The organism is Streptomyces sp. WMMB303, assembly GCF_029351045.1.
GTDB lineage: Bacteria > Actinomycetota > Actinomycetes > Streptomycetales > Streptomycetaceae > Streptomyces.
Map to the genome: position 1 here is coordinate 687,364 of NZ_JARKIN010000001.1, position 13,696 is coordinate 701,059.

The window sequence follows — 13,696 nt, forward strand, 5'->3', positions numbered from 1 at the left end:
CACTGATCACACGAGTTTCCCGTCAACGACCGTCGGCCGACCCCGCAGCCAGCTGCGGATGACGCGGCCGGGCAGCTCACGACCCTGGTAGGGGGTGTTGGCGCTGCGGGAGGCGAAGCCCGCGGGGTCCACCTGTCCACGGTAGTCCGCGTCCAGAAGAACCAGGTTCGCCGGCTCACCGGGTGAGACGGGGCGGCCGTGCCCCGCCAGCCGGCCGATCGCGGCGGGCCGGTGGGACATCCGGTCGGCGACCTGCGCCCAGTCCAGCAGCCCGGTGTCGACCATGGTGTGCTGCACCACGGACAGCGCGGTCTCCAGGCCGACCATGCCCATGGCGGCCGCACCCCACTCGCAGTCCTTGTCCTCGTGCGGGTGCGGGGCGTGGTCGGTGGCGACGCAGTCGATGGTGCCGTCGGCCAGCGCCTCGCGGAGCGCGAGCACGTCGGCCTCGGTGCGCAGCGGCGGGTTGACCTTGTAGACCGGGTTGTAGGACCGGACGAGTTCGTCGGTGAGCAGCAAGTGGTGCGGGGTGACCTCCGCGGTCACGTCCCAGCCCTTGGACTTGGCCCAGCGCACGATCTCCACGGAGCCGGCGGTCGACAGGTGGCAGATGTGCACCCGCGAGCCGACGTGCGCGGCGAGCAGCACGTCCCGGGCGATGATCGACTCCTCGGCGACGGCGGGCCAGCCCTGCAGGCCCAGCTCGGCCGAGACGATGCCCTCGTTCATCTGGGCCCCGGCGGTCAGCCGCGGCTCCTGGGCGTGCTGGGCGACGACGCCGTCGAACGCCTTCACGTACTCCAGTGCGCGCCGCATGATCACCGCGTCGTCGACGCACTTGCCGTCGTCGGAGAAGACCCGCACTCCCGCGGCGGAGTCGTGCATGGCCCCCAGTTCGGCGAGCTGCTTGCCCTCCAGGCCGACGGTGACGGCTCCGACCGGGCGCACGTCGCAGTAGCCGTACTCCTTGCCCAGCCGCCACACCTGCTCGACCACGCCCGCCGTGTCGGCGACGGGGAAGGTGTTGGCCATGGCATGCACGGCGGTGTAGCCGCCCTTGGCGGCGGCCCGGGTGCCCGTCAGCACGGTCTCGGAGTCCTCGCGACCGGGCTCGCGCAGATGGGTGTGCAGGTCGACCAGGCCGGGCAGGAGCACGGCGCCGCCGGTCTCGACCACCTCGGCGTCGGCCGCCTCCAGCCCCGGTCCGACACCGGCGATCACCGTGCCCTCGATCAGGACGTCCTGCGGCTCGCCGCCGAGGACCTTGGCACCGCGCAGCAGCGTCTTCTTCTGCTCAGTCATCTCAGTTGTCCTCCTCGGTACGGGCCGCCCCGGTGCGGGCTGCCGCGGTGGATGCGGCCTCGGCGGGCACGTGCTCGGCACGGCTCTCCTCGGAGCGGGAGAGGGCCGGTTCGGCGCCGCCGAGCAGCAGATACATCACGGCCATCCGGATGCTGACACCGTTGGCGACCTGTTCGACCGCGGTACAGCGGGGCGAGTCGGCGACTTCAGCGGTGATCTCCATACCGCGGTTCATCGGTCCGGGGTGCATCACCACGGCGTGTTCGGGCATCCGCGCCATGCGCTCGCCGTCGAGGCCGTACCGGCGGGCGTACTCACGCTCGGTGGGGAAGAAGGCCGCGTTCATCCGCTCCCGCTGGACACGCAGCATCATCACGGCGTCGGACTTGGCCAGCACGGCGTCCAGGTCGTAGGAGACCTCGCACGGCCAGCGCTCCACACCGATGGGCAGCAGGGTGGGCGGCGCGACGAGCGTGACGTGGGCGCCCAGGGTGCTCAGCAGATGGACGTTGGAGCGGGCCACCCGGCTGTGCAGGATGTCGCCCACGATCGTGATCCGCCGGCCGTCGAGGGCGGCCCCCTCCCGGCCCACCAGCCGGCGGCGCACCGTGAAGGCGTCCAGCAGGGCCTGGGTGGGGTGCTCGTGGGTGCCGTCGCCCGCGTTGATCACGGAGCCGCCGATCCACTCGGAGGTCGCCAGCCGGTGCGGGGCCCCGGACTCGTGGTGCCGGATGACCACGGCGTCGGCCCCCATGGCCTCCAGGGTCAGCGCGGTGTCCTTGAGGGACTCGCCCTTGGAGACGGAGGAGCCCTTGGCGGAGAAGTTGATGACGTCGGCGGACAGCCGCTTGGCGGCCGCCTCGAAGGAGATCCGGGTGCGGGTGGAGTCCTCGAAGAAGAGGTTGACGATGGTGCGGCCGCGCAGGGTGGGCAGCTTCTTGATCGGCCGGTCGGCGAACCGGGCCATCTCCTCGGCGGTGTCGAGGATGAGGACGGCATCGTCGCGGGTGAGGTCGGCGGCCGAGATGAGGTGACGCTTCATCTGTTGCCTTGGGCCTTCCGTGGGTGGGATGTGAGGTCGTCGCGAGCAGCTCGCGCGCGGGCGCGCGCGCCGGGGCGGCGTGCGCGTGCGGGCGGACCGGGGAGCGTGGCGGGCGCGCGTGGTGGTGCCGCGCGCGGCATGCGCACCGCGCGGGCGCCTACGGCGTGCGTGTGTGGCGCGGTGGCGGCGGGCGCTAGCCCGCCGGGGCGGTGCCGGGGCGGGCGGCTGCCGCTCTCTCGGCGCCGGACGCCGCCTCCGACGTCGCGCCGGACGCCTCGGGTGCGGGAACCCGGGTGCCGAGCAGCACGCCGTCGTGCCCGTCCTCCTCGGTGAGCTGGACCTTGACGGTCTCGCGCTGCGAGGTGGGCAGGTTCTTGCCGACGTAGTCGGCGCGGATCGGAAGCTCGCGGTGACCGCGGTCCACGAGGACGGCGAGTTGAACCGCGCGCGGACGGCCGATGTCACCCAGGGCATCCAGAGCGGCACGAATGGTGCGGCCGGAATAGAGCACGTCGTCGACGAGCACGACGAGCCGTCCGTCGACCCCGTCGGCCGGGATCTCGGTGCGCGCGAGAGCCCGCGCGGGGCCGAGGCGGAGATCGTCCCGGTACATCGTGATGTCGAGCGAGCCGACCGGGATCGCGCTGCCGGTGATCTCCTGGAGCTTGGCGGCCAGCCGCCGGGCGAGGAAGACGCCGCGGGTGGGAATGCCGAGAAGTACCACGTCGTCGGCGCCCTTGGCGCGCTCGACGATCTCGTGGGCGATACGGGTGAGCACCCGCATGATGTCCGGGGCCTCCAGCACGGGGCGCGCCGGATGCAGGCTCGGAGTGTGGTCGTCCATGAAAGTCGGACCTCCTTCCCCGCCTCACGGGACGGGCCTTAAAGGACGTCTTGCTGTTGCCCGTCAACGCTACCAGGGCCCGCTCACCGGTCCGTGCGAGGGGGCGGAGCCAGCCGTTCGGCCCCCCTCGGCTTGACGCGGCACATTACGCTGCGTAACCTCACAGTGAGTTACGAAGCGCGCGGCGCAGCGAACCACATGGCGCAGCCGCTCAGCGAAACAGCGTCCGGGGAGCCATATGTCCAGCGAATACGCCAAACAGCTCGGAGCCAAGCTCCGCGCCATCCGCACCCAGCAGGGCCTCTCCCTCCACGGTGTCGAGGAGAAGTCCCAGGGCCGCTGGAAGGCGGTCGTGGTGGGCTCGTACGAGCGCGGCGACCGGGCCGTGACCGTGCAGCGCCTCGCCGAGCTGGCCGACTTCTACGGAGTGCCGGTGCAGGAGCTGCTGCCGGGCACCACTCCGGGCGGGGCCGCCGAGCCGCCGCCGAAGCTGGTGCTCGACCTGGAGCGCCTGGCCCACGTCCCGGCCGACAAGGCGGGCCCGCTCCAGCGGTACGCGGCGACGATCCAGTCGCAGCGCGGGGACTACAACGGCAAGGTCCTCTCCATCCGCCAGGACGACCTGCGGACCCTGGCCGTCATCTACGACCAGTCGCCCTCCGTGCTGACGGAGCAGCTCATCGGCTGGGGCGTGCTCGACGCGGACGCCCGCCGGGCCGTCTCGCACGAAGAGGTCTGACCCGTACGACAAGGTCCGACCCCCTTCACCGAGGAGGCACGTCCCCCGTCCCGTCGAGGGGTCGGCTCCTCGACGTCGGGCAGCACATCCGTCGGCGCCGGGCTCCCTGCCCGCCGCGCGGCGGCGATCCGCTCCGCGGCGCAGACCGGCGGTGCCGGACCGGCCCCACTCGTCCTCGGACGGGTCGTGCGTCGGCCGGCACCGCCGGTTCCGTTTCGTGCGGCCGCTCTGCCGGCGGTCGCAGCAGTTCTCCCCGGCCACCGGGCCGGACACCCCCTGCCGGCGGGAAGAGCGGAAACCTCTCCCCGTCGCGGCGGGCGGGTGTCAGCGCAGGAGCGTCGGCTTGAGCTCCTTCAAGCGGCCGAGCAGGCCGTTGATGAAGCCCGGCGACTCGTCCGTCGAGAACTCCTTGGCGAGCTGGACGGCCTCGTCGATGGCGACCGCGTCGGGCACGTCGTCCACCCACAGCAGCTCGTAGAGGCCCAGGCGCAGGATGCCCCGGTCCACGTCGGGCATCCGGTCCAGGGTCCAGTCGACCGCGTAGGTGGACAGCAGCTCGTCGATACGCGCGGCGTTGCCCGCGTAGCCCTCGACGAGGGTCATCGTGTACTCGGAGACCGGCGGCTGCCGGGAATCCGTCCGGGCGAGCCGCAACCAGTCCGCGAGCACGGTGCGCACGTCGGCACCACGCTGGTCGGCCTCGAAGAGGATCTGGAAGGCACGCTTGCGGGCCTTGTTGCGTGCGGCCACGGTTAGCTGTTCACCCGGCCGAGGTACTCGCCGGAGCGCGTGTCGACCTTGATCTTCTCATCGGTGGTGATGAAGAGCGGCACCTGGATGCTGTAGCCGGTCTCCAGCTCGGCAGGCTTGGAGCCGCCGGTGGAGCGGTCGCCCTGGACGCCCGGTTCGGTGTGCTTGATCTTGAGCTCGACGGCGGCCGGCAGCTCCACGTAGAGCACCTCGCCCTCGTGCTGCGCGACCGTGGCGTCGAAGCCCTCGATCAGGTAGTTGGCCGCGTCACCGACGGTCTTGCGGTCGATGTGGAGCTGGTCGAAGGTCTGCATGTCCATGAAGACGAAGTAGTCGCCGTCCATGTACGAGAACTGCATGTCCCGTCGGTCCACAGTGGCCGTCTCGACCTTGGTACCCGCGTTGAACGTCTTGTCGACGATCTTGCCGGAGAGGACGTTCTTCAGCTTCGTACGGACAAAAGCCGGCCCCTTGCCGGGCTTGACGTGCTGGAACTCGACAACGGACCAGAGCTGGCCGCCGTCGAGCTTGAGCACCATGCCGTTCTTGAGGTCGTTCGTGGATGCCACGGTTGCGGAATCTCCTGAGACTGCTGCGGAGACCAGGGCGACTGCCACGCCTCCGACGGCCCGTGGGCTGAGCCCCCGCGGGGGCTAGAGGGCGAGCAGCTCCTTGGTCGTGATGGTGAGTAGCTCGGGTCCGCCGTCCGCCTGCGGGCGGACGACGAGTGTGTCGTCGATCCGGACACCGCCCCGGCCCGGGAGATGGACCCCCGGTTCGACGGTGACCGGCACACAAGCGTCCAGTTTACCCACGGCCTCGGGCGACAGCCGAGGGTCCTCACCGATTTCCAGGCCGACCCCGTGCCCCGTCGACTCACCCAGCGCCGCCCCGTGCCCCGCCGCCGCCAGCACCTGGCGCGCGGCGCGGTCCACCTCACGGCACTCGGCACCCGGCCCCAGCGCCTCCCGGGCAGCCCGCTGAGCGGCGAAGACGGTGTCATAGAGCTCGATCTGCCACGGCTCGGGCGCGGTGCCGATGACGAAGGTGCGGCCGATCTGACAGCCGTATCCGTGGTAGCGGGCCCCCAGCCGGACGGAGAGAAAATCCCCCTCCTCCACCCGCCGGTCGGTCGGCCGGTGTCCGGGCAGTCCGGAGTTGGGGCCGGCCGCGACCGAGGTGGGCAGCGCGGCGCCCTCCGCGCCGTGGTCGATGAGCCGGCGCTCCAGCTCCAGCGCGAGATGCCGTTCGGTGCGCCCCACCAGGATCGACTCCAGCAGCTCGCCGAGGGCCTGATCGGTGATCTCCGCGGCGACCCGCAGCGCGGAGATCTCCTCCTCGTCCTTGATCACCCGCTGCTGTTCCACCGCCAGCCCGAGGTCCGCGAGCCGCACCGAGGGCGCGACGGCCGCCAGCGCCCGGTGCCGCGCGACGGTCAGATGGTGCTCCTCCACGGCCAGCGCACCGGCACCGCTCCGTTCGGCGATCCCGGCGGCGGCCACGGCCGCGTCGTACCCGGCCGCGCCGTGCGCCTCCGCGGAATCCGTCCCGCTGGGCACCTCAAGGGTGAGCTCACGCAGGTCGTCGGCCGGATGGGCACCGTTGGCCGGGCCCTCCCCCGGAGCCGACACCAGGGTGTCCGCGCCGTCCGGACCCAGCAGCAGGACGCTGCCGGGCGCGGCACGGCCGGTCAGATACCGGACATTGGCCGGACGGGAGACCAGCACCGCGTCTGCGGGACCGTCGTGGGCGGTGCTCGCCGCGCAGCGGTCACGCAGCCGGGCACGGCGGGACACATGCACCTCGGACATATGCCGAGGGTACGCAGCGCCAGGCCGGACGGCCGCCCGGACACGGCCGTGCGGGCGACCCGGGAGAGAGCGTCGACTCGCCCGCCGAACGACGGTGCGGCCGCCCGGGAGCGCCGGGGCGCTCCGGGGTCCGGCGGCCGCACGGGGAGCACCCGTGGGAGGGCCCGCGGCGCTGCCGTCGCCGGCTACCAGCTCACCGGGCTGGCCAGGCTGCGCGCGACCACATTGTCGAGCATGTGCGCGGTGCTGGCCACGTCCTGGCGCGAGTTGTCGATGATCGGCAGCCCGGAGCTGTACCAGCCCGCCATCCGGCCGTGGATGTGCGCCACCTCCTCGTCGGAGAGCCGCCTGTTGCCGGTGCGCTCCGCGTTCCGCTCCAGGACGATGTCCAGCCCGGGAAGCAGCACCACGGGGATGAGCCCGGGGCCCACGTGCCGCTTCCAGCCGCCGAGCCCGATGACGGGCCAGTCGGGGAAGACCGCGTCGTCCAGGATGCAGGAGATGCCGTTGGCCAGGAAGTTGCGGGCTGCGAAGCCGCAGGTCCGCCGGGCCAGACGGTACTGGGCCTCGGAGTTCTCGTTCCAGCCCGTCTGCGGATCGGCGAAGCCCGAGTGCACCCATTCGCGTACATCGTCGAGGCTGATGTGGGCCGTGGGGACCGCCCGGTGCCCGGCCCAGTAGCGGGCGACCGTGGTCTTGCCCGCACCGGCCGGACCGATCAGCAGCACGGCGACCGCCGCCCGGGTGGCGTCCAGCTGGGCCGGGGTGGCGCCGGGGGCCGGGACCTCGACCGGCGCGCCCGGCGGCAGCTTGACATGGCCCGTCGACTCTCCCCCGGGTGGAGCGCTGCCCGGCTGCGGAGGTGCGCCCGCGGGGGGCGCGGGCGGCGCGGATTCGGCCGGAGCGCGGTCCGGACCGGGACGCGGGTGCTGCTGGGGCGGCTGAGTCGGCTGCGGAGGCCGAGTCGGCTGGGAAGCCGGGGCGTGCGGGTGAGGAGGCTGCGGCGGAGGGGCCTGCGGGTGCGGGCGCGGCGGTGGCGCCTGCGGATGAGGGGGCTGCGGCGCCGGTTCCGGTGCCGAACGGGCACCGGGGGCCGGCGGGGGTGCGGACCACTGCGCCCCGAAGCCTCCGTAGGCGCCTCGGGCACCGTTGTGCTGCATCCGGACCCCAACTCCGTCCCGCGTGTGAAGGCGTTGCGGCGCAACGCCGAGTGTTGTGCGAATACTGACGGTACCTTCCCCGTCCGTGTCCGTGTGAACGGCCGGATCCGCTCCCGAGTGCCCGACGCGCGCGCCGACCGCTCCGGTTCCCGCGCCACCGGCTGCGCCGGGGGCAGGACCCGGCCCCCGGCTTCAGGCCGGGGACCGGTGCGGTGCCGGAGTCCGGACAGAGGTCAGGCAGCGATCTCGGCGTGCGCCGCCAGCAGCATCGCGGGGTCGGGGCTCTCCAGGACGGCCGGCTTGGCCAATCCTTCGAGCACGATGAAGCGCAGTCGGTCGCCGCGTGACTTCTTGTCGACCTTCATGGTCTCCAGAAGCTTGGGCCACTGGTCACCGCGGTAGCTGACGGGCAGCCCCACCGATTCCAGTACCGCGCGGTGCCGGTCGGCCGTCGCGTCGTCGAGACGACCGGCGATCCGGCCGAGTTCGGCGGCGAAGACCATGCCGACCGAGACGGCCGCACCGTGCCGCCAGTCGTAGCGCTCGTTCTTCTCGATCGCGTGGCCGAGGGTGTGCCCGTAGTTGAGGATCTCGCGGCGGCCCGACTCCCTCAGATCCTCGGAGACCACCTCCGCCTTCACCCTGATCGAGCGTTCGATCAGTTCGGCGGTGTGCGGGCCCTGCGGAGTCCGCGCGGCCGCCGGATCGGACTCGATCAGCTCCAGGATGGCCGGATCGGCGATGAAGCCCGCCTTGATGATCTCCGCGAGGCCGCTGACGTAGTCGTGCACCCCCAGCGATTCCAGCGCCGCGAGGTCGCACAGCACTCCGGCGGGCGGATGGAAGGCGCCCACCAGGTTCTTGCCCTCGGCGGTGTTGATACCGGTCTTGCCGCCCACCGCGGCGTCCACCATGCCCAGCACGGTGGTCGGCACCGCGACCCAGCGCACCCCGCGCAGCCAGGTGGCCGCGACGAAACCGGCCACGTCGGTGGTGGCCCCGCCGCCGACGCCGACGATCACGTCGGTGCGGGTGAATCCGGTCTGACCCAGCGCCTTCCAGCAGTAGGCCGCGACCTCCGCGGTCTTGGACTCCTCGGCGTTGGGCAGCTGGACGGCGACGGCCTCGTATCCCTGGTCCGCCAGGTCCTCGCGCAGCGCCTCCCCGGTCGAGGCCAGCGCCTCGGGGTGCAGGACGGCGACCCGCTGCGCGTCGCCGCCGATCAGACCGGGGAGTTCGCCGAGCAGTTGCCGCCCCACGAGCACCTCGTAGGGGGCGGTGCCCGCGGTGCCGCCGACGGCGATCCGGGTGAGGGCGGAGTCCTGGGTTGTCATTGCGGCTTCTCCGGCTGGGTGGACGGTAGCTGAAGGGCGGTGAGGATCTCGTCGGCGACCTGGTCGGGCGTGCGCTCCTCGGTGCTGACGACGACGCTGGCCACCTCGGTGTACAGCGGCCTGCGCTCCTCCATCAGCCTGCGCCACTGCTGCCGCGGGTTGATGACGAGCAGCGGGCGCGGAGCGTCCAGCCCGACGCGCTTGACCGCCTCCGTGAGTCCCATCTCCAGGAACACCACCGGCCGTCCGGCCAGCAGCGCCCTGGTCTCCTCGGCGAGGACGGCGCCGCCGCCGAGGGCGAGTACTCCGCGGTGCTCGCTCAGCGCGGTGGCCACCGCCGCCCGCTCCAGCTCGCGGAAGTGCGGCTCGCCCTCCTCCAGGAAGATGTCCGAGACGGACTTGCCCGCCCGCTCCGCGACGTCCTGGTCGGTGTCGCGGCAGGTCACACCGAGCCGCTCGGCGAGGATCGCACCGACGGTCGACTTGCCGACCCCCATCGGGCCGACGAGCACGAGGACGGGACCGGTCACCGGACCTCCAGATTGTCGAGGAAACCACGGACGTTGCGGCGGGTCTCGGTGACGCTGTCCCCGCCGAACTTCTCGGCCACCGCGTCCGCCAGCACCAGCGCCACCATGGCCTCCGCCACGATGCCCGCCGCGGGCACGGCACACACGTCGGACCGCTGGTGGTGCGCCTTGTCGGCCTCGCCGGTGCGCACGTCGACGGTGGCCAGGGCGCGCGGCACGGTCGCGATCGGCTTCATCGCGGCGCGTACGCGCAGCAGCTCACCGGTGGAGAGACCGCCCTCGGTCCCGCCGCTGCGCCCGGAGGAGCGGCGGATGCCGTCCGGGCCGGGGACGATCTCGTCGTGCGCCCGGGAGCCGGGCACCCGGGCCAGGGCGAAGCCGTCGCCCAGCTCGACGCCCTTGATGGCCTGGATCCCCATGAGCGCCCCGGCCAGCCGCGAGTCCAGTCGCCGGTCCCCGTGCACGTGCGAGCCCAGGCCGACGGGTACACCGTGCGCCACGACCTCGACGACTCCGCCGAGGGTGTCGCCGTCCTTGTGCGCCTGGTCGATCTGCGCGACCATCGCCTCGCTCGCCGCGGCGTCCAGGCAGCGCACCGGGTCGGCGTCCAGCCGGGCCACGTCACCGGGCTCCGGGACGGTGCCGTACGGCGCCTGCGCCGCGCCCAGTTCCACCACGTGCGAGACGATCTCGGCACCGGTGGTCTCCCGCAGGTACGAGCGTGCGACCGTGCCGAGCGCGACGCGGGCCGCGGTCTCGCGGGCCGAGGCACGCTCCAGGACCGGCCGGGCCTCGTCGAAGCCGTACTTCTGCATCCCCGCGAGATCCGCGTGGCCGGGCCGCGGCCGGGTGAGCGGGGCGTTGCGGGCCGACTGCTCCAGTTCCGCGGGGTCGACCGGATCGGCCGCCATCACCTGCTGCCACTTGGGCCACTCGGTGTTGCCCACCATGACGGCGACCGGGGAGCCGAGACTGAGCCCGTGGCGCACACCGCCGAGGAAGGTGACCTCGTCACGCTCGAACTTCATCCGGGCGCCGCGGCCGTAGCCCAGGCGACGCCGGGCCAGCTCGTCGGCGACCATGTCGGTGGTCACCGGGACACCGGAGGGCAGCCCCTCCAAGGTCGCCACGAGTGCGGGGCCGTGCGACTCCCCCGCGGTCAGCCAGCGCAACCTGCTCAACGGTGCTCCTCTCGGCCGCTTCGCGGCCCGTCCACGTTCCTGGGCACGATCCTCCCATGCCGTCGGAGAGGCGACTGCCCCAAGCCCGCACCGTCCCGCCATGTGGGCAGCGCCACCGTTCCCCCGGGCCGCCTCCCCCGGGGAACCGGGTCGGGTGCGTCCGGCGGCCGCCGGGTCACCCCGCGCGGGCCGCCAGCTCCGCCTCGCCGGCCGCCCGCATGGCGGCGAGCGGTGCGGGGCCCCGGCCGGTCATCAGCTCCACCTGGAGCACGGCCTGGTGCACCAGCAGGTCGAGACCGCCCAGTACCGGGCCGTGCCAGGCGGCGGCCAGCGCGGTCGGCCACGGGTCGTAGAGGACGTCGAAGAGGGTGCCGCCCGCGGCGGGCGCGGCGGCGGCCAGTCCGTCGGTGGCGCCCACGGGAGTGGTGGAGATGACCAGGGGCGCCCCCAGCCCTTCGGCGGCCCGCGCCCAGTCGGCGGTCCGCACGGCCACGCCGAGCCGCTCCCCCCAGCCCCGCATCTCACGGGCCCGCTCCGCGCTGCGCACATAGACGGTGATCTCGCCGCTTCCGCCCGCGCAGACCTGCGCGAGGGCGGCCAGTGCCGAGGACGCGGTGGCGCCCGCGCCCAGCACGGTGGCGCTCTCCACGGAGCGGATGCCCCGCTCCCGGAGTGCGGCGACCATGCCCGGCACGTCGGTGTTGTCCCCGGTGCGGCGCCCGTCCTCGGTGAAGAGCACGGTGTTGACGGCCTCCACGGAGGCGGCCGTCGGGCTGATCCCGTCGAGCAGCGGGATGACGGCCCGCTTCAGCGGCATGGTCAGGGACAGCCCCGCCCACCGGCCCGCCCGGTCGTCCAGGCGGGCGAGAAAGTCGCCGATGCCTTGCTCGTCCACCTGGTACCGGTCATAGGTCCAGTTGCCGAGGCCCAGCTCGGCGTAGGCGGCCCGGTGCAGCACGGGCGAGAGGGAGTGGGCGACCGGTGATCCGAGGACGGCGGCGCGCCTGACCTCCTGCCCGGTGGTGGCCGGCATCAGTCCCCGGCCTCCTTCTTCTTGCGCTGTTCCTTGTTGAAGTCTTCGACGTTCTTCTGGTGTTCCCGCGCGCTGTCGGTGAAGCGGGTGTCGCCGGGCTTGACCGTGACGAAGTACAGCCAGTCGCCCTCGGTCGGCTCGAGCGCCGCTTCGATCGCCTGGTGCCCGGGGTTGCCGATCGGGCCTGGCGGGAGCCCCTTGTGCAGGTAAGTGTTGTACGGCGAGGGGTACTTGGTGTCGGCGACCGAGGTGTTCAGGGTCGAGCGCCCCATCGCGTAGTTGATGGTGGAGTCGAAGCCCAGCCGCATGTCCTTCTCGAGGCGGTTGTGGATGACGCGGGAGACCTTGCCGAACTCGTGGTCCTGCTGGGCCTCCGCCTGCACGAGCGAAGCGATGGTGAGGACCTCCTTCGGCGTCTTGCCGCTCTTCTCGGCCTTCTCCTCCAGCCCGGTCCTGGCGTACTCGGACTCGGCCCGCTTGACCATCTTGCGCAGCACGTCCCGCGGCTTGCTCTCCTTGCCGATGCTGTACTTGGAGGGGAAGAGGAAACCTTCCGGCTTGCCGTCCGCCCAGTCGGGCAGGCCGATGTCGCCGGACTCGGCGGCCTTCTTCGTGGTCCCCTTCGACACGTCCAGCTTCTTGTCGATCTCGGCGTAGATCTTCGAGGCCCGCCAGCCCTCGACGACGATGAGGCCGTTCTGGCTGGCCGGGTCGAGCATCATCGCCACGGCCTCCGCACCGGACATCCGCTTGCGGAGGGTGTAGGTACCGGCCTGGATGCTCTGGGCCTTCTCGTTGCCGTCGGCAGCTTCCACGAAGGCACCGGGGCTCTTGACCACGCCCCCCTTCTCGAGGACCTGCCCCATCTCGGCGAGCGAGGCGCCCTCCGGGATGTCGACCATGACCTCGCCGGAACCGCTGCCCGAGTAGTCGGGAGCCGCCCCGAAGTGGCTCTGGTAGAAGTCGTGGCCGACATACCCGACGACTCCCACCCCCGCCACGAGGGCGGCGACGATGACCAGCCCGCAGCCGCGCCGGCGCTTGGGCCTGCCGCCGCGCTCCCGGCCCCTGCGTCCACGGTCGTCGTGCTCGCCGTAGTCGCCGCCGTCCTCGTCGTAGTCCTCGTCACGGTCCGCGAAGAAGGCATGCTCGCCCTGGTCCGGGCCCGGGTCCCAGCCCGTCTCCGGGTCCGGTTCCGGTGCCTCCCGGGGCCGGGGCACCGGCTGCTGCTGCGGGTCGGCGGGGGCGGGTGGGTAGCCGCCCTGCGCGCCGTAGTGGCCGGGGTTCGGTGGGGCGCCGTACTCGTCCGTCGGGTATTCACCGGTCGGATACTCGCCGGTGTGGTGGCCCCCGGGGTACGGGCCGGAGGGGTACTCACCGGTCGCGTACGGATCGCCGGGGTACTGCGGATGCGGGCCCCCGACGGGATGCTCACCCGTGCCGTGGCCGACGTCGGGGTAGGCACCGGCCGGATAGCTCCCGGCCGGGTATCCGGGCTGATACCCGCCGGTGGCGTACTCGCCGGTCGGGTATTCGCCCGTGGAGTGGCCCCCGGTGCGGTATCCGTCCGCGGCGTAGAGGTCCGGGTAGGGGCCGGCGTGCGGCGGCTCCGGGTACCCGGAGCCGTACCCGGGATTGCCGGCGGGGGGCTGCTGCCCGGTGCCGTCCCAGCCGCCGGGGGCGTACTGCTGCGGGTACTGCTGCTCGGCGTACGGGGACCCGGGGTGGCCGGAGTACTGCCCCTGCTGCTGGGGAACCTGCTGCCAGCCGCTCTGGTACCCGGCCTGCTGGGCCGTGTTCCACTCCTGGTCCCCGTAGAGGGGGTCGTCAGGGTGCCACGGTTGGGAGCCATGGCCCTGGTCGTACTCAGTCATCGATCCCCTTGCCACGCGGAAGCGGCAGCTGTGACGCACCGGAGCTGTCCCGGGGCCCCGTACGGACGCACTGCGCCCGGGGCGCGCCGGATGGGT

Annotated in this window: 13 protein-coding genes; 1 reads left to right on the plus strand and 12 read right to left on the minus strand. The window is 72.6% G+C overall.

Annotated elements, in window-relative coordinates; all coding sequences use genetic code 11:
* Positions 1–6 precede the first annotated feature (6 nt).
* From P2424_RS03145 to pyrR, 3 genes are all read right to left on the minus strand, one after another.
* A complete protein-coding gene (locus tag P2424_RS03145; RefSeq protein WP_276474271.1) occupies positions 7–1,302 on the minus strand; it encodes a dihydroorotase in 1,296 nt (431 codons plus the stop codon).
* A 1-nt stretch (position 1,303) separates the two neighbouring features.
* Complete coding sequence (locus P2424_RS03150) at positions 1,304–2,344, minus strand: aspartate carbamoyltransferase catalytic subunit (protein WP_276474272.1); 1,041 nt, start codon at positions 2,342–2,344, stop codon at positions 1,304–1,306.
* Positions 2,345–2,537: 193 nt separating this feature from the next.
* Complete coding sequence (gene pyrR / locus P2424_RS03155) at positions 2,538–3,188, minus strand: bifunctional pyr operon transcriptional regulator/uracil phosphoribosyltransferase PyrR (protein ID WP_276474273.1); 651 nt, start codon at positions 3,186–3,188, stop codon at positions 2,538–2,540.
* 238 nt (positions 3,189–3,426) lie between these two features.
* On the opposite strand from pyrR, the gene bldD reads away from it, so the two are divergent.
* Entirely contained in the window at positions 3,427–3,927 is a 501-nt protein-coding gene (gene bldD, locus P2424_RS03160; protein WP_019356149.1) for a transcriptional regulator BldD, read from the plus strand.
* A 324-nt stretch (positions 3,928–4,251) separates the two neighbouring features.
* On the opposite strand, the gene nusB is transcribed toward bldD, so the two are convergent.
* From nusB to mltG, 9 genes are all read right to left on the minus strand, one after another.
* Complete coding sequence (gene nusB, locus P2424_RS03165; protein WP_276474274.1) at positions 4,252–4,677, minus strand: transcription antitermination factor NusB; 426 nt, start codon at positions 4,675–4,677, stop codon at positions 4,252–4,254.
* A 2-nt stretch (positions 4,678–4,679) separates the two neighbouring features.
* On the minus strand, positions 4,680–5,246 hold the full coding sequence (gene efp / locus P2424_RS03170) for an elongation factor P (RefSeq protein WP_075002913.1): 567 nt from the start codon (positions 5,244–5,246) through the stop codon (positions 4,680–4,682).
* Positions 5,247–5,330: 84 nt separating this feature from the next.
* Positions 5,331–6,488: an aminopeptidase P family protein gene (locus tag P2424_RS03175; RefSeq protein ID WP_276474275.1), complete on the minus strand. Its 1,158-nt coding sequence runs from the start codon at positions 6,486–6,488 to the stop codon at positions 5,331–5,333.
* A gap of 185 nt (positions 6,489–6,673) precedes the next feature.
* Entirely contained in the window at positions 6,674–7,648 is a 975-nt protein-coding gene (locus P2424_RS03180) for an AAA family ATPase (protein ID WP_276474276.1), read from the minus strand.
* A 233-nt stretch (positions 7,649–7,881) separates the two neighbouring features.
* Positions 7,882–8,982, minus strand: a complete 1,101-nt coding sequence (gene aroB / locus P2424_RS03185) for a 3-dehydroquinate synthase (protein WP_276474277.1) — start codon at positions 8,980–8,982, stop codon at positions 7,882–7,884.
* Positions 8,979–9,512: a shikimate kinase gene (locus P2424_RS03190; RefSeq protein WP_276474278.1), complete on the minus strand. Its 534-nt coding sequence runs from the start codon at positions 9,510–9,512 to the stop codon at positions 8,979–8,981. Before P2424_RS03190 ends, aroB begins: the two co-directional genes overlap by 4 nt.
* A complete protein-coding gene (gene aroC / locus P2424_RS03195) occupies positions 9,509–10,693 on the minus strand; it encodes a chorismate synthase (RefSeq protein WP_276474279.1) in 1,185 nt (394 codons plus the stop codon). The genes P2424_RS03190 and aroC overlap by 4 nt, the downstream gene beginning before the upstream one ends.
* 175 nt (positions 10,694–10,868) lie before the next feature.
* Entirely contained in the window at positions 10,869–11,726 is an 858-nt protein-coding gene (locus P2424_RS03200) for a shikimate dehydrogenase (protein WP_276474280.1), read from the minus strand.
* On the minus strand, positions 11,726–13,600 hold the full coding sequence (gene mltG / locus P2424_RS03205) for an endolytic transglycosylase MltG (protein ID WP_276474281.1): 1,875 nt from the start codon (positions 13,598–13,600) through the stop codon (positions 11,726–11,728). The genes P2424_RS03200 and mltG overlap by 1 nt, the downstream gene beginning before the upstream one ends.
* Positions 13,601–13,696: the final 96 nt, after the last annotated feature.

What these genes read in the sequence shown, in the direction of transcription:
- P2424_RS03145 (WP_276474271.1), bottom strand. Translation starts at nt 1,302, where the DNA reads ATGACTGAGCAGAAGAAGACGCTGCTGCGCGGTGCCAAGGTCCTCGGC.
- P2424_RS03150 (WP_276474272.1), bottom strand. Translation starts at nt 2,344, where the DNA reads ATGAAGCGTCACCTCATCTCGGCCGCCGACCTCACCCGCGACGATGCC.
- pyrR (WP_276474273.1), bottom strand. Translation starts at nt 3,188, where the DNA reads ATGGACGACCACACTCCGAGCCTGCATCCGGCGCGCCCCGTGCTGGAG.
- bldD (WP_019356149.1), top strand. Translation starts at nt 3,427, where the DNA reads ATGTCCAGCGAATACGCCAAACAGCTCGGAGCCAAGCTCCGCGCCATC.
- P2424_RS03175 (WP_276474275.1), bottom strand. Translation starts at nt 6,488, where the DNA reads ATGTCCGAGGTGCATGTGTCCCGCCGTGCCCGGCTGCGTGACCGCTGC.
- P2424_RS03180 (WP_276474276.1), bottom strand. Translation starts at nt 7,648, where the DNA reads ATGCAGCACAACGGTGCCCGAGGCGCCTACGGAGGCTTCGGGGCGCAG.
- aroB (WP_276474277.1), bottom strand. Translation starts at nt 8,982, where the DNA reads ATGACAACCCAGGACTCCGCCCTCACCCGGATCGCCGTCGGCGGCACC.
- P2424_RS03200 (WP_276474280.1), bottom strand. Translation starts at nt 11,726, where the DNA reads ATGCCGGCCACCACCGGGCAGGAGGTCAGGCGCGCCGCCGTCCTCGGA.
- mltG (WP_276474281.1), bottom strand. Translation starts at nt 13,600, where the DNA reads ATGACTGAGTACGACCAGGGCCATGGCTCCCAACCGTGGCACCCTGAC.